The 23,439-nt window shown below is 33.8% G+C and carries 23 protein-coding genes; 16 read left to right on the forward strand and 7 right to left on the reverse strand.

The window, feature by feature from the left end; translation table 11 throughout:
* The first annotated feature begins 28 nt into the window (after nucleotides 1-28).
* The 7 genes from xrtF (at nucleotide 29) to BUA46_RS11235 (ending at nucleotide 5,260) form a co-directional block, all read left to right on the forward strand.
* Nucleotides 29-580, forward strand: a complete 552-nt coding sequence (xrtF, locus tag BUA46_RS11205) for an exosortase family protein XrtF (RefSeq protein WP_026010098.1) — start codon at nucleotides 29-31, stop codon at nucleotides 578-580.
* Nucleotides 573-1,001 carry an exosortase F system-associated membrane protein gene (locus BUA46_RS11210; RefSeq protein WP_072794748.1) on the forward strand — a complete coding sequence of 143 codons (429 nt, stop codon included), beginning with the start codon at nucleotides 573-575 and terminating at the stop codon, nucleotides 999-1,001. Before xrtF ends, BUA46_RS11210 begins: the two co-directional genes overlap by 8 nt.
* 57 nt (nucleotides 1,002-1,058) lie before the next feature.
* Entirely contained in the window at nucleotides 1,059-1,460 is a 402-nt protein-coding gene (locus BUA46_RS11215) for an HYC_CC_PP family protein (RefSeq protein WP_019388214.1), read from the forward strand.
* Between the two features lie 81 nt (nucleotides 1,461-1,541).
* On the forward strand, nucleotides 1,542-2,270 hold the full coding sequence (locus tag BUA46_RS11220) for a heavy-metal-associated domain-containing protein (protein WP_019388215.1): 729 nt from the start codon (nucleotides 1,542-1,544) through the stop codon (nucleotides 2,268-2,270).
* 1 nt (nucleotide 2,271) lies between these two features.
* Nucleotides 2,272-4,512, forward strand: a complete 2,241-nt coding sequence (locus BUA46_RS11225) for a TonB-dependent receptor (protein ID WP_026010100.1) — start codon at nucleotides 2,272-2,274, stop codon at nucleotides 4,510-4,512.
* Nucleotides 4,513-4,522: 10 nt separating this feature from the next.
* A complete protein-coding gene (locus tag BUA46_RS11230) occupies nucleotides 4,523-4,876 on the forward strand; it encodes a heavy-metal-associated domain-containing protein (RefSeq protein ID WP_019388217.1) in 354 nt (117 codons plus the stop codon).
* Nucleotides 4,877-4,918: 42 nt separating this feature from the next.
* Complete coding sequence (locus BUA46_RS11235) at nucleotides 4,919-5,260, forward strand: hypothetical protein (protein WP_019388218.1); 342 nt, start codon at nucleotides 4,919-4,921, stop codon at nucleotides 5,258-5,260.
* Between the two features lie 83 nt (nucleotides 5,261-5,343).
* Here the strand turns inward: BUA46_RS11235 and groL are convergent, their stop codons facing one another.
* The 7 genes from groL to miaB form a co-directional block, all read right to left on the reverse strand.
* Nucleotides 5,344-6,975, reverse strand: a complete 1,632-nt coding sequence (gene groL / locus BUA46_RS11240) for a chaperonin GroEL (RefSeq protein WP_019388219.1) — start codon at nucleotides 6,973-6,975, stop codon at nucleotides 5,344-5,346.
* A 102-nt stretch (nucleotides 6,976-7,077) separates the two neighbouring features.
* Nucleotides 7,078-7,353: a co-chaperone GroES gene (locus BUA46_RS11245; RefSeq protein WP_019388220.1), complete on the reverse strand. Its 276-nt coding sequence runs from the start codon at nucleotides 7,351-7,353 to the stop codon at nucleotides 7,078-7,080.
* A gap of 165 nt (nucleotides 7,354-7,518) precedes the next feature.
* The gene (gene secG, locus BUA46_RS11250) at nucleotides 7,519-7,878 is read right to left on the reverse strand and encodes a preprotein translocase subunit SecG (RefSeq protein WP_026010101.1); all 360 of its coding nucleotides are present in this window, start codon (nucleotides 7,876-7,878) and stop codon (nucleotides 7,519-7,521) included.
* Nucleotides 7,878-8,819 carry a DUF8458 domain-containing protein gene (locus BUA46_RS11255; RefSeq protein WP_019388222.1) on the reverse strand — a complete coding sequence of 314 codons (942 nt, stop codon included), beginning with the start codon at nucleotides 8,817-8,819 and terminating at the stop codon, nucleotides 7,878-7,880. Before BUA46_RS11255 ends, secG begins: the two co-directional genes overlap by 1 nt.
* A 27-nt stretch (nucleotides 8,820-8,846) precedes the next feature.
* On the reverse strand, nucleotides 8,847-9,356 hold the full coding sequence (gene lptE / locus BUA46_RS11260) for an LPS assembly lipoprotein LptE (protein ID WP_019388223.1): 510 nt from the start codon (nucleotides 9,354-9,356) through the stop codon (nucleotides 8,847-8,849).
* Between the two features lie 51 nt (nucleotides 9,357-9,407).
* Nucleotides 9,408-10,688, reverse strand: a complete 1,281-nt coding sequence (locus BUA46_RS11265) for a sigma-54 interaction domain-containing protein (RefSeq protein WP_019388224.1) — start codon at nucleotides 10,686-10,688, stop codon at nucleotides 9,408-9,410.
* Nucleotides 10,689-10,780: 92 nt separating this feature from the next.
* Nucleotides 10,781-12,229 (reverse strand): tRNA (N6-isopentenyl adenosine(37)-C2)-methylthiotransferase MiaB, encoded by a 1,449-nt coding sequence (gene miaB, locus BUA46_RS11270; RefSeq protein WP_019388225.1) that lies wholly within the window; start codon nucleotides 12,227-12,229, stop codon nucleotides 10,781-10,783.
* Between the two features lie 144 nt (nucleotides 12,230-12,373).
* On the opposite strand from miaB, the gene BUA46_RS11275 reads away from it, so the two are divergent.
* The 9 genes from BUA46_RS11275 to porM all read left to right on the forward strand — a co-directional run bounded on the left by BUA46_RS11275 (nucleotide 12,374) and on the right by porM (nucleotide 23,413).
* On the forward strand, nucleotides 12,374-12,814 hold the full coding sequence (locus BUA46_RS11275; protein ID WP_143148122.1) for a hypothetical protein: 441 nt from the start codon (nucleotides 12,374-12,376) through the stop codon (nucleotides 12,812-12,814).
* A 16-nt stretch (nucleotides 12,815-12,830) separates the two neighbouring features.
* Nucleotides 12,831-14,075 carry an LVIVD repeat-containing protein gene (locus tag BUA46_RS11280; protein ID WP_026010102.1) on the forward strand — a complete coding sequence of 415 codons (1,245 nt, stop codon included), beginning with the start codon at nucleotides 12,831-12,833 and terminating at the stop codon, nucleotides 14,073-14,075.
* A gap of 88 nt (nucleotides 14,076-14,163) precedes the next feature.
* Nucleotides 14,164-14,934 (forward strand): hypothetical protein, encoded by a 771-nt coding sequence (locus tag BUA46_RS11285; protein WP_035106473.1) that lies wholly within the window; start codon nucleotides 14,164-14,166, stop codon nucleotides 14,932-14,934.
* Between the two features lie 12 nt (nucleotides 14,935-14,946).
* A complete protein-coding gene (locus tag BUA46_RS11290) occupies nucleotides 14,947-15,714 on the forward strand; it encodes a hypothetical protein (protein WP_019388229.1) in 768 nt (255 codons plus the stop codon).
* A 138-nt stretch (nucleotides 15,715-15,852) separates the two neighbouring features.
* The gene (topA, locus tag BUA46_RS11295; protein ID WP_019388230.1) at nucleotides 15,853-18,363 is read left to right on the forward strand and encodes a type I DNA topoisomerase; all 2,511 of its coding nucleotides are present in this window, start codon (nucleotides 15,853-15,855) and stop codon (nucleotides 18,361-18,363) included.
* A gap of 6 nt (nucleotides 18,364-18,369) precedes the next feature.
* A complete protein-coding gene (locus tag BUA46_RS11300) occupies nucleotides 18,370-19,536 on the forward strand; it encodes a formimidoylglutamase (protein WP_019388231.1) in 1,167 nt (388 codons plus the stop codon).
* Nucleotides 19,537-19,700: 164 nt separating this feature from the next.
* The gene (gene porK, locus BUA46_RS11305) at nucleotides 19,701-21,068 is read left to right on the forward strand and encodes a T9SS ring complex lipoprotein PorK/GldK (protein WP_489884280.1); all 1,368 of its coding nucleotides are present in this window, start codon (nucleotides 19,701-19,703) and stop codon (nucleotides 21,066-21,068) included.
* 82 nt (nucleotides 21,069-21,150) lie between these two features.
* A complete protein-coding gene (gene porL, locus BUA46_RS11310) occupies nucleotides 21,151-21,786 on the forward strand; it encodes a type IX secretion system motor protein PorL/GldL (protein WP_019388233.1) in 636 nt (211 codons plus the stop codon).
* Nucleotides 21,787-21,847: 61 nt separating this feature from the next.
* A complete protein-coding gene (gene porM / locus BUA46_RS11315) occupies nucleotides 21,848-23,413 on the forward strand; it encodes a type IX secretion system motor protein PorM/GldM (protein WP_026010104.1) in 1,566 nt (521 codons plus the stop codon).
* Nucleotides 23,414-23,439: the final 26 nt, after the last annotated feature.

Genomic DNA, 23,439 nt, shown 5'->3' on the forward strand with positions numbered 1-23,439 from the left:
CGATATTCTGTTACACAAAAATTTATAATTGAAATCACTTTTCGTTAAATATAAGTCGGTAATAAAATTTATCATGACATTTTTGGTGGTGTATGTGGTGCTTTCTGTTTTTTATAAATTGTACTTGCAATATTCTGATGGCTCTAAATTTTACCCCGATTATGTAACCAACTTAGTGGCTATTCAAAGTCAAGAGTTGTTACAATCTTTCGGCTATCAAGCACAGGTATTACCGCATCCCGATGAACCATCTATGAAACTGATTTTAAATGGCGAATATCTCGGGCGAATTATTGAAGGCTGTAACTCCATTAGTGTAATTATCCTTTTTGTGTCTTTTATTGCAGCGTTTTCTGGAAAACTGAAAACGACATTTTTCTATATTTTGTCGGGTAGCGTTTTAATATACATTGTTAATTTATTGCGTATTGTTGTTTTAACTGTCGGGTTGTATCATTACCCAGAGTATGGAGATGTGTTACATACCGTAATATTTCCGGCTATTATTTATGGAATGGTATTTTTACTGTGGATTTTTTGGGTGAATAGATTTTCTAAATTTAATAAAAAGCATGCATAGAGCTACTAAATTAATATTGATTTCAATACTCATATTGATGCTGATGTTAATTCGGTATTTTGAAGACGTGTTGTTCTATGATCCCTACTTAACTTTTTTTGAAAACGATTATTTGTACATTGATAGTCCAAGACGGGAAGTGCTTAAATTGGTTGCCTTTACAACTTTGCGCTATTTGCTGAATACACTCATTTCTCTAGCAATACTGTTTGTTGTTTTTAAGGATAAAAGCATTATAAAATTTTCAACATTGGTGTATGCAGTCGCCTTTTTTATTTTGATGCTTTTCTATTTGTATTTTGTTATCAACCCAAGACAAGAAGATTATTATTTGTTTTTTAATATCAGAAGGTTTTTAATTCAGCCTATTATATTAATTCTGTTACTGCCCGCATTTTACTATCACAAGCTTAAAAATTGAATGTTAATCATTTGATAAAGTCAACCGCTTCACTTCAAAATTTTGTATTTTTGTATTGTGATAAAAGCCATTTTACATAAAACGTTTTCAGTAACTTTAGCATTACTCGTGTTGTTTTCAACGGTATCTTTTACCATTGAAAAGCACTATTGTGGTGATGTTTTAGTTGATGTTGCAGTATTTACTGAAGCTGAAAAATGCGGTATGGAAGCTATGGAAATGCTTCAGAAAAAAACCTGCTGTAAAGATGAGGTAGACGTTGTAAAAGGACAAGACCAACTTAAATTCTCTTCTTTTGATGATTTAGAATTTGAAAAAGTTCAGTTTCTGACAGCTTTTCTCCACACTTATATTCATGGTTTTGAAAGTTTACCTAAAGAAACCATACCTCATAAAGATTATTCTCCACCCAATTTGGTCACCGATATTCAGGTGTTAGATCAAGTTTTCTTGATTTGATTTATTAATTTTTTTTCTGAAATAGATTCGGAATCTATTTCCATTGAAAATTTTATTTAAAAATTGATAATCAAATAAATCATGAAACATACATATACAATTACAGGCATGACCTGTAATAATTGCAAGGTGTCAGTTGAAGAAAATCTCAACAAGCTAGATCATGTCGTTAATGCAGCGGTAGATTTAGAAAGGGCTGAAGCTACCATTGAAATGTCTAAACATATTCCAGTCGAAACACTTCAAAAAACATTGCCAAATAAATATACAATTTCTGAAAAACATAAGATAAATGTGTTTAAATCTTCAGGGGTTGTTGAACAAGAAAAAACCGATTTACAACAATTATTTCCATTGTTTTTAATCTTTGGGTACATTACCATTGCGTCTGTTATTCTCAATTACAATCCGTGGAATAGTAGCGAATTTATGCTCGATTTTATGGGCTTATTTTATATTGTCTTTAGCTTCTTTAAAATGCTTGATTTAAAAGGATTTCCAGAATCGTTTAGAGTGTACGATCCTGTTGCTAAAGTAGTTCCTGTTTACGGTTGGGTGTATCCTTTTATTGAAACCATTCTTGGTGTGATGTTCTTAATGCGTATTGAAATTCCAATAGCATTAATCATTACCTTAATTATTTTAGGAATCACCACGATAGGTGTTACTAAAACATTACTTGATAAAAAAGCGATACAATGTGCTTGCCTAGGAACAGCATTAAAACTGCCCATGACTAAAGCAACCTTTATTGAAAACTCGATCATGATTGTGATGGCTATAGTTATGTTAATAAAAACCTTCAATTAAAATGAATCAGTTTTTATATATACTATGGCTATTCCCAATTATGGTTTTGTCTCAGGATAAAATTACAGGTGTAGTCTTTGAAGCCAACGATAAAAATCAAGAAATAGCATTGGCAGGAGCCAATGTGTATTGGTTAAATACCGAAGTTGGAACAGTAACCGATATTGATGGTAAGTTCAATTTAACCTACAAACCAGAGTACAAAAAGCTTATTATTAGTTACGTTGGCTTTAAAACCGATACGTTAACCATCAATGGGCCAAAAACTATTAAACATTGGTTACAATCCACAGATAATTTGGATACTGTAACTATAAAATCTAGAAAGCAAACAACGGCAAAATCGTTCTATAAAGCCACAAATGTAATTAATGTAAGTAGTGATGAGTTGTTGAAAGCGGCCTGTTGTAATCTTTCTGAAAGTTTTGAAACCAACCCGTCTATCGATGTTAATTTCGCCGATGCCATTTCAGGAACACGACAGATAAAAATGTTAGGATTAACAAGTCCGTATATTTTGATTGCTACTGAAAATATTCCATCCATTCGTGGTGCGTCGCAAGCTTACGGATTGAGTTTTATTCCCGGAACATGGGTGGAAAGTATTCAAATTACCAAAGGTGCAGGAAGCGTAGTGAATGGTTTTGAAAGTATTGCAGGCCAAATTAATACGGAGTTGGTCAAACCATTTACCGATGATAAATTGTTTGTTAATTTATATGGCGCATCAAGCGAACGTTTAGAACTCAATACACATATAAATACGAAAGTGAATGATAAGTGGCATACTGGCTTGTATATCCACGGGAATACACATAACAAGGAACACGACGTTAACAACGATGGGTTTTTAGATATGCCGAAATTCAATCAAATCAATCTGATGAATCGTTGGCAGTACATCGATACCGAAAAAGGGTTTGTAAGTTTCATTAATTTGAAGTTTTTAAACGACGAAAAGCAAACGGGCCAGTTAGATTTTAATCCGGATACCGGCAAACTAACAACCAATGCCTGGGGCAGTGAGATTGACACACAACGCTATGAAATATCAACCAAATTTGGTTATGTAAATCCTGAAATTCCATGGCAAAGTTTAGGAGTTCAAACGGCATTTAGTAGCCATAAACAAGATTCATATTTCGGATTGAATTCTTATGATATTACCCACAATAGTTTATATGCGAATGCCATTTATAATTCTATAATTAGCGATTCTCGACATAAAATAAAAACCGGAATTAGCTATACTTACGATCATTATGATGAGCAGGTAAATGCCTCTGATTATGAACGAACAGAAAACTCTGTTGGTGCCTTTTTTGAATACAGTTTTGATAATTTAGAATTGCTCAATCTAACAGCAGGGGTTCGCGTAGATCACCATAATTTATTAGGTACATTTATAACACCTCGAGTGCACGCGCGCTATTCACCTTGGAGTAAATCGGCCTTTAGGGCTTCATTTGGAAGAGGAAAACGAAGTGCTAATATTTTTACTGAAAACCAGCAACTATTTTCAACATCCAGACAAATACAAATTTTGGATATTGGCGGAACAATTTATGGCTTGGATCCAGAAATTGCATGGAATTATGGATTTTCATATTTACAAGGATTCAATCTTTTTGGAAGAAAAGCAGATATCACCTTTGATTATTATAAAACCGATTTTAAGAATCAAGTGGTAGTAGATTGGGAAACACCTACTGAAATAAATTTTTACAACCTTAATGGCAAGAGTTTTGCCAATAGTTTTCAAGTAGAATTGAATTATAATGCTTTTGAAGGATTCGATTTAAGAACCGCCTACAAGTTTTATGATGTAAAAACAGATTATAATTCTGGACGATTAGAAAAACCATTAACACCCAAACACAGAATTTTTGCTAATATGGGTTATGAAACAAAACAAGAAGTTGAAGAATCTGGACATTGGAAATTTGATATTACCTATAATTGGTTGAGCGATCAGCGTTATGCTTCAACAGTAAGTAACCCTGTGGAATATCAGTTGCCAGAAAGAACACCAACCGTGGCGACTTTAAATGCGCAAATTACAAAGGTATTTTCGCCAAGATTTGAAGTATATTTAGGGGGTGAAAACATAACCAATGTAAGACAGCCAAATCCTATTTTAGGGGCTGATGATCCTTTTGGTGCGAATTTTGATTCTACTTTTGTATATGGCCCCATTTTTGGGAGTATGTATTATGCAGGATTACGATATAAATTAAATTAAAACAAATAAAATGAAAAAATTAATAATTATAGCTTTAATGCTAATCGGGACATTATCCTTTGGGCAAAATAAAAATGCCAAAGCTTCTCTTGAAGTAGATGGAGTTTGTGGCATGTGCAAAGCACGAATTGAAAAGGCATGTTTAAATACCAAAGGCGTTAAGTTTGCCGATTGGAATATTGATACCCACGAGCTAAAATTAATTTTCGATGCACGCAAAACAGATGTTGAAACTATTGAAAAGCAAGTATTAGCTGCGGGTCATGATACCAAGGCATTTAAAGCTACTGATGAAGCTTACGCTTCCGTTCATGCCTGTTGTAAATATCGTGATGATGAGGTTATAGATGACCACAAAGATTAAATCACATAGCTTTATTTGATATAGATTTTAAGTTTATCTAGAATGCCATATAGAATTTATGTTGTTGAATTAAAAAAACGGGTTTATAGTGAAAATGCTAAATTTCGGGCCGCAAATCCGCAGTTTAATGGCGTTTTGGAATGTTTGTATGTCGGTATGACTAGCAAGTCACCAAAAGAACGTTTTCTTCAGCATAAAACTGGTTATAGAAACAAAAAAGGCTATAAGTTATCGTCTAATATTGTTGAGAAATATGGCTCTTATTTAAGACCGAGCTTATATAATCATATCGACCCTCTTGCTACTCGAGAAGAAGCACTTAAAATGGAAAAAGCTTTAGCTTTAGAGTTACGCCGACAACGCTACGCGGTTTGGTTTAACTAAAAAATAATTTGTTGCAAATAAAAAAACGCTTCAAAATGAATTGAAGCGTTTTTTTTTATATGATTTGTGTGTCGAAGTTTCGACTACATCATTCCTGGCATTCCGCCACCTCCCATTGGAGGCATTGCAGGAGCATCTTCTTTAACATCAATTAAAGCACACTCAGTCGTTAAAATCATACCAGCAACAGATGCGGCATTTTCTAAAGCGATACGTGTTACTTTTTTAGGATCGATAATTCCAGCTTTAAGCATATCTACATATTCTTCAGACTTGGCATCGTAACCAAAATCTTTTTTCCCTTCTAAAACTTTATTGATAACAACAGAGCCTTCGCCACCCGCATTTTCAACAATAGTTCTTAATGGTGCTTCAATAGCTTTATTTACAATTTGAACACCTGTTGTTTCATCTAAATTATCGGTAGTAATTTTAGTTAATACTGCTTTTGCTCTCACTAAAGCAACACCACCACCAGCAACAATACCTTCTTCAACAGCAGCTCTTGTAGCATGTAAAGCATCATCAACACGATCTTTCTTCTCTTTCATCTCCACTTCACTTGCAGCACCTACGTAAAGTACAGCAACACCACCAGCTAATTTAGCTAAACGCTCTTGAAGTTTTTCTTTATCGTAATCCGAAGTTGTTGTTTCAATTTGTGCTTTAATTTGGTTTACTCGTGCTTTAATATCAGCAGCTTTTCCAGAACCGTTAACAATGGTTGTATTGTCTTTATCAACGGTTACAGTTTCAGCAGTACCTAACATTGAAAGATCTGCATTTTCTAAAGTAAATCCTCTTTCTTCTGAAATTACTGTTCCTCCAGTTAAAATTGCGATATCTTCAAGCATCGCTTTACGTCTGTCGCCAAATCCTGGAGCTTTTACAGCAGCAATTTTTAAACCACCACGTAATTTGTTAACTACTAAGGTTGCTAAAGCTTGTCCGTCAACATCTTCAGCAATAATTAATAACGGACGACCAGATTGTGCTACTGGCTCTAAAATAGGTAGGATTTCTTGTAAGTTAGAAATCTTTTTATCGAATAATAAAATGTATGGATTTTCTAAATCGGCAATCATTTTATCTGCATCGGTAACAAAGTAAGGTGATAAATAGCCTCTATCAAATTGCATACCTTCAACAACATCAACATATGTTTCCATACCTTTTGCTTCTTCAACAGTAATAACACCTTCTTTTCCAACTTTACCAAACGCTTGAGCGATTAACTCACCAATAGTATCGTCGTTATTAGCAGAAATAGCTGCAACTTGTTTTATTTTTTCAGAAGAATTGCCAACTTGCTTTGATTGCTTTTCTAAATCTGCAGTAATAGCTTCAACAGCTTTGTCAATACCACGTTTTAAGTCCATTGGATTTGCTCCAGAAGCAACGTTTTTTAAACCTTCTTTTACAATAGCTTGGGCTAAAACGGTAGCGGTAGTTGTTCCATCACCAGCTAAATCGTTAGTTTTGCTAGCTACTTCTTTTACCATTTGAGCGCCCATATTTTCGTGCTCGTCTGCCAATTCAATTTCTTTTGCAACCGAAACACCATCTTTGGTTACTTGTGGCGCACCAAAGCTTTTGCTTATAATTACGTTACGTCCTTTTGGTCCTAAAGTTACTTTAACTGCATTTGCTAATGCATCTACACCGCGCTTTAAACCGTCGCGTGCTTCAATATCAAATTTTATATCTTTTGCCATTTTTTTAGTTTTTGCTTTTAGCCTTTAGCTGTGTGCTATTGGCCAAGTATTAATAATAATTTATTTTGAGCTAAAAGCCAGAGGCTAATAGCAAATAGCCATTTAAATAATAGCCAATATGTCGCTTTCGCGCATGATTAAATAATCGTTTCCTTCTAATTTAAGCTCTGTTCCAGCGTACTTTCCATATAAAACGGTATCACCAACTTTAACTGTAATCGGGTCGTCTTTTGTGCCAGGTCCGGCAGCTACAACAGTTCCTTTTTGTGGTTTCTCTTTTGCATTATCTGGAATTATAATTCCTGATGCCGTTTTAGTTTCGGCGGCAGCTGGTTCAATTAGAACTCTATCTGCTAATGGTTTAATGTTTAATGCCATTTTTTATATGTTTTTGATTTTAAAAATTTTTATTAACGCTTATGCGTTATGCTAAAAATGTGCCAATGCTTCCGAACTGACAAACTTACAGACTCTTCTACCGATTGGTAGAAATAAAAAATGCCAACTGTTAAGGTTGGCATTTTTTGTTTTGTTTTATGTCGCTTAGTTACCCGTTGAATCTGCAGGGGTAGCCGTTGTATTATCTGTAGCAGCAGGAACTGCTGGTAAAGGTTGTGCAGTTTGTGTATCAGGATCTAAGGCTTTAGATTCTGTATTAGCTGAACCACCTCTGTCAATAGCTACATTTGATATAAGTATTAAAACCAATAATAATGTTGCTAATGTCCAGGTACTCTTGTCTAAAAAGTCGGTTGTCTTTTTAACACCTCCTAATTGTTGTGTGCCACCACCACCAAATGACGATGATAAACCTCCTCCTTTTGGGTTTTGCACCATGATTACTACAACTAGTAAAAATGCTACAACGACGATAAGGACTAAAAATATTGTAAACGTACTCATTATGATTTATTATTTTGTTCTTGTAATTGTTCTACCGCTTTAATTTGGTTTGCAAAGAAACTACTTTTTTCTGGATATTTCAAACTTAAAATTTTATAAGATTGAATAGCTTTTTTGTAATTTTTTTGTTCAACATAAATACGTGCTAAAGTCTCTGTCATTAAAGACTCTGGCTGTATCATTTGGGCTTGTGCTAAGTTTATATTTGGCGTACTCGTTTTGCTCGGTTTGATTTTTGGATTTTCTGAAATAAATTTATCAATTAGTTCAAATTTCTTTTCTTTATTCAAACTTTCAGAAGTTTTATTTTCAACGGGTTCTTCTTCTTTAGTTGATCTTTTTATAGGCTTGAAATGCGCTAATTTTAGCCATGCATTGAAAGAATGCTTTTCTTTTTTATCAAACTTAAGAGGTTCTCCTAATTTTAAAATATCTTCTGCTGAAGCTTCTTGGGTTTTGGTTTCTTCGGTTACGTTTTCAATAGCTTCAGATTCATCTAGTCTGAAGCTTGACACCTTAATTGGTCTGGGTTCTTTAGGTTGAAATAAAGTAGGGTCTAAAACACCAGCAGTTTCTTTTATTTGTTGTTTTAAGGCATCGTCAATAGCAACACTTTTATTTACTGAAAGATCTTCAATATCAACACTAATGCCTTTGAGGTTTTCTGTATTGCTTTTTATATGTTTTGAAACTTCATTTTGAATAAAAGCATCCGATGTAATAAAGTCGAATAGTATGCTTCTATCAGTAGTGTAAGCAGCAGTTGTTTTGAGTTCTTGATTATAAGAAATACTACTTTGGTTTTTTAAACCTTTAAGGTAAATGGCGCGTGCCGGTTGAAAATAAGGATAGGCGTCAATAATAGATTTTACATCCTCGATTTGCCCATGAGATATGGCTTGAGGGTTTTGTAATAAATATGTAAAATCTGTTTGATGCATTGGTTTATCCCAATTTAATTAAAAATTTTACCATTTTGCTAATGTAGCATTAAAAATATCTTGAGTTAGGCGTTCAAATATTTCTTCGTGCGCTGTGGTTTTTTGTGAGCCTATAAGCTGTTCGCTTCCTGGATAATCATAAAAGAATGTAAAACTTTGTTCTAAATCGTCTTCTTCTTTTTTTCTGTTGAAAAACCTCAGTTTTACACCAATAGTTAATCTGTTTTGAGCTGCCGTATTATCAGAGGTTGCTGTAGTTGGCGAGATTCTATATTCTGTAATTTCACCTTCATAAACCAAATCGCCATTAGATGGAACCAATCGTAAGTTCGTTTGATTTTGTATTAGATCTTCTAAAGCCAATTTAAAATCTCGTTCTAATCCTGGTTCAACTAATAACGCCGTATTTTCAAACCTATTGACTTGATAAGTCTCCGTTCCCGGAGGTATGGACGCACCCGTAAAAGAGTAAATGCCACAACCTACAAGCGTAAAGCAGATAGTTAAAAATAAAAAAGGGATACTATATTTTTTCATATTCACAAATTCTGATGAAATAAGAACTTTAGTTTCTTGTTTAACGATAAGTTATAAATCGTATTGTTTTATCTTTCTGTACAACGTACGTTCGCTAATGCCTAATTCTGCAGCTGCTAATTTACGTTTTCCGTTGTGACGTTCAAGCGATTTTTTAATTAATTCTAATTCTTTGTCTTGTAATGATAAGGTTTCTTCTTCTTCAATTTCTTCAGCAAAATAATACTTATCTTGAACTGGAGTTGCTTCTTCTTCGGTAGTTTTATGCTCTGGAATAGCAATAATATCGTCGTTTATGGTGTTTTCTTCAAAATCTAAATCCATGTCCTGCTCCTCTTCATCATTGCCATAAATTTTTTGGATTAAGCTCTCGTTATTTTTTTCAACATCCTTAACATTGCCATTTTTCATTAATTCTAGCGTTAACTTTTTTAGGTCGTTTAGGTCGCTTTTCATATCAAAAAGAACTTTGTACAAGATTTCGCGTTCGCTGCTAAAATCGCTTTGAGATTTTGATGTTTTTATAACCGCAGGCAAGTTTGTATTTGCAGTAGCTGGTAGGTACCCACGCAATGTTTCAGCAGAAATAGTTCTGTTTTGCTCTAATACAGAGAGTTGTTCTGCAATGTTTCTTAACTGTCTTATATTACCAGCCCATCGGTGTTTCAATAAAACTTGTACAGCATTATCGGTTAATTTAATGGTAGGCATTTTGTATTTCAGTGCAAAATCACTAGCGAATTTTCGGAACAATAAATGAATATCTTCTTGACGATCTCTTAGTGGAGGTAAATGAATATCTACCGTGCTTAATCTATAATATAAATCTTCTCGAAATTTTTCTTTTTCAATGGCTTCGAACATATTCACGTTTGTAGCGGCTACAATACGTACATTGGTTTTTTGTACTTTACTGGAACCTACTTTTATGAATTCACCATTTTCTAAAACACGCAATAAACGCACTTGAGTTGTTAAGGGCAATTCGCCAACTTCATCTAGAAAAATGGTTCCGCCATCAGCTACTTCAAAATACCCTGCACGGGTTTGTGTGGCACCTGTAAAAGATCCTTTTTCATGTCCAAATAACTCACTGTCTATGGTGCCTTCTGGTATGGCACCACAGTTTACAGCAATGTATTTATTGTGCTTTCTATGAGATAATTGATGTATTATTTTAGGAATACTTTCTTTACCAACACCACTTTCTCCAGTTACTAAAACCGAAATATCTGTAGGTGCTACTTGAATCGCCTTTTCAATAGCACGATTTAGCGCTGGTGCATTACCAATAATACCAAAACGTTGTTTTATAGCTTGAACTGATTCCATGTTTATTTAGATGAGAGAATCAAGAAACAAGAGTTTAGACTTTAATTGTGGGGTCTATTTTCTCTATTCTATTTTCTCTGTGCTTTTTTTAATTAATTATTCTCACTCAACCCAATACCCTCGCCAATAAGCGTTGCACTGGTGCAATCTGTAACTTTTACATTTACAAAATCGCCTACTTTATAGTTTGCTTTTGGAAACACACAGACAATATTTTGAGGTGTGCGACCAGACCATTGGGCATCTGATTTTTTTGATTCTTTTTCAATTAAAACTTCCACAGTGGTGTTAAGCCATTCTTTGGTTTTAATTTCACTGTGAATGCGTTGTAAGTCTACTATATCTTGTAGTCTACGTTTTTTAATTGCTTCAGGAACATCGTCTTTCATATTTCTACCTGCCATAGTTCCAGGACGCTCAGAATAGGTAAACATATAACCGAAATTATATTTTACATAATCCATCAGTGAAATGGTATCTTGAAAATCGGCTTCCGTTTCGGTAGGAAAACCAACAATCATATCTTGACTTATAGCACAATTTGGAATAATTTTTCGGATGTTATCAATTAAAGCCATGTATTCTTCGCGAGTGTGTAATCGATTCATTTCTTTTAAAATACGATTACTACCGCTTTGTACAGGTAAATGAATATGATTACAGATGTTTTGATGTTTCGCCATGGTTTCAACCACATCTAAAGTTAAATCTTGAGGATTTGATGTTGAAAAACGAATCCGCATTTTGGGTTGTGCCACTGCGCAAAGATCTAACAACTTCGAGAAGTTTACCGATGTTGCCTTTTGAATATCGCTAGCATCCTTAAAGTCTTTTTTAAGTCCGCCGCCATACCAAAGGTAGCTATCTACATTCTGGCCCAAAAGTGTAACTTCTTTATAGCCTTTATTCCATAAATCGTTTATTTCTTCAATAATACTCTGCGGGTCTCTACTGCGCTCTCTACCACGCGTAAAAGGTACTACACAAAATGTGCACATGTTATCGCAACCGCGGGTTATCGATACAAAAGCTGTAACACCATTGGTGTTTAAACGCACCGGCGAGATATCGCCATAGGTTTCTTCTTTTGAAAGAATGACGTTTATAGCATCTCTTCCTTCGTCAACTTCGGCTAATAGGTTAGGCAAATCTTTGTAAGCATCCGGTCCAACAACTAAATCAACAATTTTTTCTTCTTCAAGAAATTTAGTCTTTAAACGTTCAGCCATACAACCTAATACGCCTACTTTCATTTTAGGGTTATGGTCTCTTTTTACAGCGTTATATTTTTCAAGACGTTTGCGAACGGTTTGTTCTGCTTTATCTCTAATGGAGCACGTGTTCACTAAAACCAAATCGGCTTCTTCAAGGTTTTGTGTCGTATTAAACCCTTGATTTTGCATGATAGATGCTACAATTTCGCTATCGCTAAAATTCATAGCACATCCGTAACTTTCAATAAAAAGTTTACGTTTGTTGCCCTCTTTTTGATCTAAAACTAAAGATTCTCCTTGTTTTTTTTCGTCTATTGTCTTTTCCATAATTTACTGAATCCTATCTGAGTCAATAAGCATGCAAAGATACAATTTATTTGTATTTTATGACAAAGTGGCAGTTTATTTTATTATATAATTAACGCAACCAAAAGGCATTCGCTGCATCTTTTGTAAAACCAATCCATTAATATGCAGCATTTCAAAAAGATAGTATTTATATTACTTACGGCGTTTTGTTTTATGAATACCCAATGTGATGAAGATGATGATTATTATTTTGGTAATTGTGATGATGTCTTAATAGTAGACGAAGGCCTATATAATAGTTTGAGTTCTGAAAACTTTACATTTATTGATACTGAAATTATTGATGACTGCTTGAGTATAACTATTGGAGCTTCTGGTTGCGATGGAAATTCATGGAGTTTTAGTTTAGTAGCTTCTGAAGCTATTGCTGAATCGTTCCCAGAACAGCGTTATTTAAAGTTTCAATTAGATAATAAAGAAGAATGTTTGGCCGTTTTTGAACGAACGGTAACATTTGATTTAACCCCAATTCAAATTGAAGGAAGTCAAGAAATAATATTGAATATTGAAGGGTTAGAGTCTTCATTAAATTATAAATATTGAATAAAAACCAAGTCGTATGAAATTAAAACACCTTTTTTTGCCTCTATTTTTTTTAATGGCTTTGTCTTGCGATAAAAACGACGATGCCGATTATGAATTTATTCAAGTAGCATCGCCAAAGCTCATGAGTAAGGCGGCGTTTAGAAGCGCTGTAAAAGTCAATGCTCCTAAAACCATAGAAGAGCCAGGTAAAATTTATGTATACCAGGACTATATTTTTGTAAGTGATGTAGATTCTGGGGTCCATATTATAGATAATACTAACCCTGAAATGCCACAGGCGATAAAATTTATTGAGATTCCAGGAAATGAAGATATCTCGGTTAAGGACAATTTTTTGTTTGCTGATAGCGCCACAGATTTAGTTGTTTTTGATATTTCAGATATCAATAATGTGGTGATGTCTGAACGTTTAGAAGATGTTTTTACGGTATATGATTACGATATCCCTATTGAAGCGCAAGAGGTTGATTATGGAAAATACAATTATGAAGAAGAAATTATAATTGGTTGGACGTTAAGTACAGAGCGTCGAAAAAAAGTGGATAATACACGTGTTATTGACGTTATTTTTAATGATGGGATGGTAAGCTCACAAGCAGAATCATCAACAGGAACGGGAGGATCTTTAGCACGTTTTCAAATTGTGGATAATTATCTGTATACCGTTGGAAATTATGAAATGGCTATTTTTAATATTCAGAATTTGGAGGAGCCATTTCTTGTAAATACGCAATATGCAGGATGGAATATAGAAACTATGTTTCAAGCAGAAGGCTATTTATATCTTGGTAGCACAAACGGCATGTATATATATAATTTAAAGAATCCGTCCGCTCCAGAATATGTTTCGGAATTTACACATTGGGAAGGTTGCGATCCTGTGGTTGTAAATGGTGACTATGCCTATTTAACTTTAAGAGGCGGTAATCTTTGCGGGCAATTAGAAAGTGTGTTAGAAGTTATAGATATTAGCAATAAATCGAATCCTACCTTATCAGCACGTTACGATTTAGAAAATCCTTATGGCTTAGGAATAAGAAATAACATGCTTTATGTGTGCGACGGAACAGCGGGTTTAAAACTATTTGAACTAGAAACGCCAAAATATTTAAAACTGGTAAATACCTTAGGTGATATTCAAGCTACTGATGTAATTCCTCTGGAAAATAATTTAATTATGATAGGAGGAAATACCTTGTATCAATACGAATATAAAGAAAACAACATCGAGCTGATTAGCTCATACTTGCTAAACTAAACTAAACAAATGTTGTTTACTAATCTGCCTTCGGGCAGATTTTTTTATGTATAATTGTAAAGAAAATCATCTACTAACCAAACCAATAATGAATTCATTTGATAGTTTATCAAAAAAAATTGATAACGCCAAAGCATTAGATTTTAGTAACTTATTTGATAGCATAATTGCATTATTTAAAAAAATCTGGATAAAAGGATTTTTAGTTGTTTTACTAGTTGTTGTATTTGCCATGGGAATTAATATTGTATTCTCATTAATAGGCTTAGCACCTCAAACTACACTACCCTTTGGTCAATTTAATATCGACTCTTTTGTTGATTTTTATTCAGAATCTATAATTTTTAGTATTCCTCAAACTATTTTAGTAACTACTATATCCATGGCTATCGTAGCTGGATTTTATAGAATTTGTAGAAATCAAGTTTCAGGTATTTTAGAGCCAGACGATTATTTTTATTTCTTAAAAAAGGCCTACTTTTCTAAATTACTCATGCTTGGTTTAATTCATACCGGTATTGCGGTAGTAGCTCAGTTCATGTTTTTTATACCTTATATTTATGTTTTTGTGCCATTGGCTTACTTTACTATAATATTTGCTAATAATCCAGATTTAAGCGAGGCTGAAATTGTAAAAGCAAGTTTTAAATTAGGAACAAAAAAGTGGCTTATTAGCTTTGGGACAATCTTCGTATCGGTTGTCATTGGTATGTTGGGTATTTTAGGATGCGGTATAGGGCTTCTGTTTACCATGTCTATTATTTATTTGCCCGTATTTTTTATATACAAAGAGGTTATAGGTTTTGAGGATACTAATGAAATAGAACAAATTGGGGTTAGAGACGATTACGAAAATTAAAATATATTTATAATGAACACAACTGAAACATTACTCACTAAAATTGAAAACGCAAAAGATCTAGACTTTGGCGATATTTTTAATAAGTCAATCGAGCTTTTTAAGAAAGTTTGGTTACAAGGATTGGTTATAATGCTTTTAACAATGGTTATGATGATACCTTTTTACATCATCATGTATTTGCCCTTGATAGCAATGGGGATTTTAGATCCAGATTCTTTACAACAAGGCTCAGAGGCTAATATGATGTTGTTAATACCATTTTATTTATTAATGACGGTATTTATGTTTTTCGCAATGATTATTACTTTCGGATTTAAGTCGGCATTCTTCAGAATTTGTAAAATGAAAGATTTGAATGAAGCAGGGTCAGATGATTATTTTTATTTCTTTAAAAAACCATACTTGGGAAAAACTATAAAACTCGCCGCCATAACTTTCGGTATTAGCTTGCTTGCCATTTTACTTTGCGTTTTACCAATGTTTTATGCGATGGTGCCCATAGCTTTAATTAATGTAATTTACGCCTTTAATCCAGATTTATCGGCTTCAGATATCACAAAAATCGGATTTAAACTAGGAAACAAAAAGTGGCTTATCACCTTTGGTTTAATTATAGTTGCAGGGTTTCTGGCACAATTAGTTGGAATTGTCTTGTGTTTTATTGGTGTTTTTGTAACTAGTTCATTCGCTTACGTGCCACTATATTATATATACAAAGATTCAATTGGGCATAACGAGCAAAGTGTTATAGATGAGATAGGGATCGTAACAGAATAATATTTATAATAATTAAATAAAAACCTGTTTTTAAAATGTTAAAAGCAGGTTTTTTTATTCAAATATCATCCAGATAATCCATAAAATGCTACAGATAAACTTTTTTTCATATACATTTGTAGCTTCAAAAAACGAAGTATGGCGAAGAATTTAGTGATAGTAGAGTCACCTGCAAAGGCAAAAACCATTGAAAAATTTCTAGGGAAAGATTTTAAAGTAGAATCTAGTTTTGGGCATATAGCCGATTTACCTTCCAAAGAATTAGGGGTAGATGTGGATGGTGATTTTAAACCAAAATACGAAGTTTCCAAAGATAAAAAAGCAGTAGTAAAAAAGCTTAAAGATTTAGCTAAAAAAGCAGAAATGGTTTGGTTAGCAAGTGATGAAGATCGCGAGGGAGAAGCTATTGCGTGGCATTTGGCAGAAACTTTAAAATTAGATAAAGACAAAACCAAACGTATTGTTTTTCATGAAATTACTAAAGATGCCATTTTAAAAGCTATTAATAACCCAAGAGGTATAGATTACGATTTGGTGGATGCACAACAAGCGCGTCGTGTTTTAGATAGGATTGTAGGGTATGAATTATCGCCAGTACTTTGGAGAAAAGTAAAAGGCGGTTTATCTGCAGGTCGAGTACAATCGGTTTCTGTGAGATTAATTGTTGAAAAAGAACGTGAAATTCAAGAGTTCACACCTGAAGCATCCTATAGAATTGATGCTGAGTTTTCAAATGAAGACGGGCAAACTTTTAAAGCTAAACTACCTAAGAATTTTTCAACTAAGGCAAAAGCACAAAAATTTTTAGAGCAAAATGCAACGGCTAATTTTAAGGTAGCAGATTTACAAAAAAAACCTGCTAAAAAATCACCTGCTGCTCCATTTACAACGTCAACATTACAACAAGAAGCATCTAGAAAGTTATATTTCTCAGTAAGTAAAACCATGACGATGGCGCAACGCCTTTATGAAGCAGGTTTAATTACTTATATGAGAACAGATAGTGTAAATCTATCAGATGAAGCTAGAAAAGGTGCCGAAGCCGAAATCAAAGATGCTTACGGTTCAAAATATAGTAAACCAAGAAATTATAAAGGCAAAGCCAAAGGGGCTCAAGAAGCGCATGAGGCTATTCGACCAACAAATTTCGCAACGCATTCCGTTGATATCGATCGTGATCAGGCTCGTTTATATGATTTAATTTGGAAACGCGCTATAGCCTCACAAATGAGTGAAGCTGAGTTAGAGCGAACGAATGTGAAAATTAGTGCTTCAACGCATAACGAAACTTTTACTGCAAATGGTGAGGTTATTACTTTTGATGGATTCTTGAAAGTATATCTTGAAGGTACAGATGATGAGGATGTAGAGCAAGATGGTATGCTTCCAGCAATGAAAGTAAATGAAACGCTATTAAACAATTACATTACGGCTACAGAGCGTTATACGCGTCCGCCAGCACGATACACAGAAGCGTCATTAGTAAAGAAATTAGAAGAGTTAGGTATTGGTCGTCCATCAACTTATGCACCAACAATTTCAACGATTCAGAATAGAAATTATGTTGAGAAAGGTTCTGTTGAAGGTGAAGAGCGTAATTATACACAACTTACCTTAAAAAGCGGAACAGTTAAGGATGTTACTCTAACAGAAAAAGTTGGCTCAGATAAAGGGAAATTGGTTCCTACAGATATTGGAATGATTGTAACTGATTTTTTAGTGAATCATTTTGAACATATTTTAGATTATAATTTTACGGCAAAAGTAGAGGCCGATTTTGATGAAATCGCTGAAGGCAATGAAGATTGGACGAAAGTGATGAAATCGTTTTATAAAGATTTCCATCCTGTAGTTGAAGATGTAAAAGAAAATGCCGATAGAGAATCTGGTGAGCGTATTTTAGGTAAAGACCCAAAAACAGGGAAACAAGTAAGTGTGCGTTTAGGAAGATTTGGACCAATGGTGCAAATAGGAACAGTTGATGATGAAGAAAAACCTCAATTTGCGAGTTTAAGTCCAGACCAGCAATTAAATTCAATTACTTACGAAGAAGCCATGGATTTATTCCAGCTTCCAAAAACACTTGGTGAATATAAAGGTGAAGAAGTTCAAGTTAACAATGGGCGTTTTGGTCCTTATGTAAAATTTGGAGATGCTTTTGTATCATTACCCAAAGGTGTAGACCCATTAAGTGTTGAATTGGATGATGCGATTGTTTTAATTAAAGAAAAGCAAAAAGCAGATGCCCCTATTTATATGTACAAAGATTTACCTGTACAAAAAGGTAAAGGTCGTTTTGGTCCATTTATAAAATGGAACAATATGTTTATTAACGTAAATAAAAAATACGATTGGGATAATTTATCAGACGAAGATATTGTTGAGTTAATCGAAACCAAAATACAAAAGGAAATCGATAAGGTTATCCATAATTGGGAAGACGAAGGGATTCGAGTTGAAAAAGCACGTTGGGGAAGACACAATGTGTTAAAAGGTAAAATAAAAGTTGAATTACCTAAAACAGTTGATGTTTCAGAAATGACCTTAGAGGAAGCAAAGACCATTATTGAAGCCAATGCTCCGAAGAAAAAAACACCAGCAAAGAAAAAAACTGCTGCAAAAAAGAAAGCACCAGCAAAAAAGAAATAATACAAAATGAATTTTAATTTTTTATCTCCTGTCTCAGATTCAGTATTGGCGCATAACGAGTTATTGCCTGCTCAAGCACTAGGAAGAAAACTTAAAATACATTCTGCACAACATGGTATTCCAGACCTTGAAGATGTTAATATTGCTATTCTTGGCGTTCTTGAAAACAGAAACGATGTTAATTATATAGGTGAAGAATTTCAACTTAATGAAATAAGAAAGTCATTTTATGGTCTTTTTCCAGGAAGTTGGAATACTACCGTCGCCGATTTAGGAGATATTAATAAAGGTGAAAGTGTGGAAGATACTTATTTTGCACTTAAAGAATCAATAACAATATTAGTTAAAAAGAATATCATTCCTATAATTTTAGGAGGCTCTCAAGATTTAACTTATTCGAATTACAGGGCTTATGATGCTTTAATTCCTATGGTTAACATCGTAAATGTTGATGCTCAATTTAACTTAGGAGATTCTACAAAACCAATAAAAAACAATAGCTTTGTTGGAAAAATAATTCTCGATAAACCCTATAACTTATTTAATTATGCCACAATAGGCTATCAAACCTATTTTAATTCGCAAGAAGAAATAGATTTGATGGATAATCTATATTTTGAATCGTATCGATTAGGTGCAGTTTCAAAAGATGTTACCATAGTTGAGCCTGTATTAAGAGATGCGAATATTGTAAGTTTAGATTTAACCTCGGTAAAAGGAGCCGAAGTAAGTTTAAAACAAAAGTTTTCGCCAAATGGTTTAGATGGTAAAGAAATTTGTGCCATTGCAAGATATGCTGGTATTAGTAATAAAGTGACCTCGTTTGGTATTTATGAATATAAACCATCAAATGACGATGAGCTTACATCAATGCTAGTAGCTCAAATTTTATGGTATTTTATTGAGGGTGTTAATTACAGAGTAAAAGACGATGATTTTTCAGATGATAGAAATTATAAAAAATACATAACACTGGTGGACTCTGAAGAATTAGTTTTTTACAAGAGTAATAAAACTGGAAGATGGTGGATTGAGATTCCTTTTTTAGCAGATGTTAATAATAAATTAAAAAGACATACGTTATTACCATGCATGCACCAAGATTATTTGGATGCCTGTAATAATAAGGTCCCAGACCGCTGGTATAAAGCATTGCAAAAGAACAGTGTGTAGTACAGGTAAGACAGTTCAAATACCATTTTCATCGTTGAAATGCTTAATTTTTACGATGAAACGTAAATTTTTTAGACAAATAGTTGTTTTTTAAAAAATATATAAATATGTTTACGCTCTCAAAAATGAAGCTTAAAATAATTAACCTCAAGTTTTCTATGGATATTAAGAAGTTTTTATTATTAACCACAGTATTCGCTATGCTAGCGAGTTGCGGCTCAAAAGATAGGGGCGAACTAGTTGGTGTTAAAGGGAAAAAATGGCATCCAGAAAAGCCTTATGGTATGGAGCTAATACCTGGCGGAGCATTTATAATGGGTAAAGCGGACGACGATCTTGCTGGTGTAAACGATGCACCCTCAAAAACAGTTACTGTTAGAGCCTTTTATATGGATGCAACTGAAATTACAAATAGCGAATATCGTCAATTCGTAAATTGGGTAAGAGACTCAATTGTTAGAATGAGACTAGCTATATTGGCCGATGAGGTTGGATTGACCCAAGCAGATGAAGGTACCATAGGTGAATTTGCTTTTAGTGATGCGGACCCAGAGAATATGTCGGTTTACGAAAAATACATGTATGATAACTATACTGGATTAGGTCCAACGGGTTATGAAGGAAGAAAAATCAATAAAGATGTAGACTTAATTTTTGATACTTCAGAATATTTAGATGAGTATTACGCAGAAGTTATGGATACTATGTACTTACCATTAGAAGAATCGTATAACGGACAACGAACTTGGGATGTAACCAAGTTTAAATTCCAGTACAATTATATGGATATTCAAGAAGCAGCTAGAAGTAGAGGTGTAAAACGTAAAGACGTTATAATAAAAGAAGAAGTAGAAGTTTATCCAGATACTACGGTATGGATTAGAGATTTTGCATATTCATATAACGAACCAATGCATAACGATTATTTTTGGCATGATGCTTATAGCGATTATCCTGTAGTAGGCGTGACTTGGAAACAAGCAAAAGCTTTCTGTGAGTGGAGAACGTTATGGAAAAATACATACCAAAAATCTAAAAAAGGTGCTGCTATGGTAAATACGTTCAGATTACCATCAGAAGCAGAATGGGAGTATGCCGCGAGGGGCGGATTGCAAGCTGCAACTTATCCTTGGGGTGGTCCGTATACAAAAAGTGATAGAGGTTGCTTTATGGCAAACTTTAAACCAGTTCGAGGAGATTACGCTGCAGATCAGGCATTATACACTGTTGAAGCCAAGTCTTATGATCCTAATGATTATAACTTATACAATATGGCTGGAAATGTTTCAGAATGGGTGAATGCCTCTTACGATCCTTCATCTTATGAGTATACATCAACCATTAACCCAAGTGTAAACGATAATAACAATCAACGTAAAATTGTTAGAGGTGGTTCTTGGAAAGATGTGGCTTACTTTTTACAAGTAAGTTCGAGAGATTACGAATATGCAGATTCTGCAAGAAGTTATATAGGATTTAGAACGGTACAAGATTACATGGGGACTCAAGTAACAAGTAACGGAAATCAATAATTCAAATCAAATCAATTATAAACACTATTAATTAACCTACTTAAGTAAAAAAAAACCTACTTAAAATTTAAAACCGAAAATTATGGCAAAGTCAAAAGCAAACAAGAAATTCATGAATATGGCCTATGGATTAGGGGCAGCAATTGTAATCGTTGGTGCACTATTCAAAATTATTCACTTTGAAATTGGACCTTTAACTGGTAACGTAATGTTAACCATTGGTCTTGTAACCGAGGCAATCATTTTTGCATTATCTGCATTCGAACCTGTAGATGAAGAATTAGATTGGGCTCTAGTATATCCTGAATTAGCTGGCGGACAATCAGTTAAAAGAGAAGGAAAAGAAGATGCACAAGGATTATTATCTAAAAAATTAGATGATTTATTAAAAGAAGCAAAAATTGATGGCGAATTAATCGCAAGTTTAGGCGATAGTATCAAAAACTTTGAAGGTGCTGCAAAAAACATGTCTTCTACTGTAGATTCAATTGAAGCTACTAAGAAATATGGTGAAGAATTATCATTAGCTGCTGCTCAAATGGAGTCGTTAAATAGCTTATACAAAATGCAATTAGAAAGTGTAAACAAACAAGCTACAATTAACGAAGAATCAATTGAAAATGCTGCTAAATTAAAAGAGCAAATGCAATCTTTAGCGTCTAACTTATCGTCATTAAATGGTGTATATGGTGGCATGTTATCTGCAATGAACAAATAATTAGGAGAGTTAATAAATAATCCCAAATTACATTAATTAACCAAAAAAAACCTAATTACACATGGCAGGAAATAATTTATCACCAAGACAGAAGATGATTAATCTGATGTATTTAATATTTATAGCGATGCTAGCGTTAAATATGTCTAAAGAAGTGCTTTCAGCCTTCGGATTAATGAACGAGAAGCTTACTGAGTCAAATCAAGCTACAGAATTAAGAAATAAAACTTTTGTAGATAATTTAGCTGAGAAAGCAAACGATCAGCCTGAAAAATACAAGCCTTTAAAAGCTAAAGCAGATCAAATAGATGACCTAGCGCACAAATTTGATGGTTACTTAGAAGAATTAAAAGGCAAAATGACGGCAAAACTTGATGATCCTACAGATTATGAAATAATGGATAAAGGAGATTACCTTGACCAAAATTTCTTTAAAGGAGACAAGTTAAAACCAGACGGACAAGAATTTTTAAATCAGATTAATGGATTTAGAGATGGTGTTGTAAAAATTCTTTCTACTGAAGAAGGTATGGAAGACATTATCAAACAAGTTAAAGATAAATTTAATACCGACCAAGAAGTAAACAGAGATGGTATTAAAGTTGATTGGTTAGACTATCACTACAAAGGTTTCCCTTTAGTAGCTTCTTTAACGAAAATGACCCAATTACAATCTGATATTAAAACTACAGAATCTGAAGTATTGTCAACAATGTTGGCTGGTGAACTTGGTAAACAAGTTTCTATGACCAATTATTCAACTTTAATGGAAACATCTAAATCAGCTTATTTTAATGGTGAGCGATTTGATGGAGAAATTGTATTAGGTCGTACTGATGCAACTACCGTTCCTAGTAGAGTAGAATTAACTTTAGATGGTAGAAAACTAGTAAAAGATAGAGATTATACCTTAGAAGGTGGAAAAGTAAAATTAAAAGTTGGTGCCGGAGGCGTTGGCGAACATAAAATCGAAGGTAACTTGTTTTTTGGCGAAGGCGGAGAAGAAATTCCTGTGCCTGTTAAGTCATCGTTCGCAACGGTAGCTAAACCAAACTCAGCAACAATTTCTGCTGATAAAATGAATGTAGTTTATAGAGGTGTTAAAAACCCAATGACTATTTCGTTTGCTGGTATTCCGGATAATAAAGTGACTGCTAGTGCTCAAGGATTATCAAGAAGTTCTGGTAGCAGCTATGTCATGGATGCATCTAGAATTCAAGGTAGAGAAGTAACTATTAACGTTACTGGTACATTGCCGGATGGTGGTAAAGTAAGCGATAATGCTAAATTTAGAATTAAAGATTTACCAAAACCAACAGGTACTGTAAGAGGTGAAGATGGAGCATTAAAAATGCAACGTAATAGTCTTAAAATATCTACTATTGGTGCAAAATTTGATGACTTTGATTTTGAATTACCGTTACGTGTAACAGGATTTAAATTTAAAGTTCCTGGGCAACCAACAATAAATGTTAGAGGAAATAAGTTAGATAGTAGAGCACAACAAGCTTTAGCAAAAGCTAAACGTGGATCTGGTGTTCAAATATTTGACATAGAAGCCAAAGCAAGTGGTGTTAGTGTAATACTTAAAAAAGTATCACCAGTATTTGTTGAGCTTACAAATTAGGAATAGATTATAAGAGGTAATCTTGC

Origin of the sequence: Algibacter luteus, from assembly GCF_900141715.1 — a bacterium.
In the GTDB taxonomy this organism is placed as follows: Bacteria; Bacteroidota; Bacteroidia; order Flavobacteriales; family Flavobacteriaceae; genus Arenitalea; species Arenitalea lutea.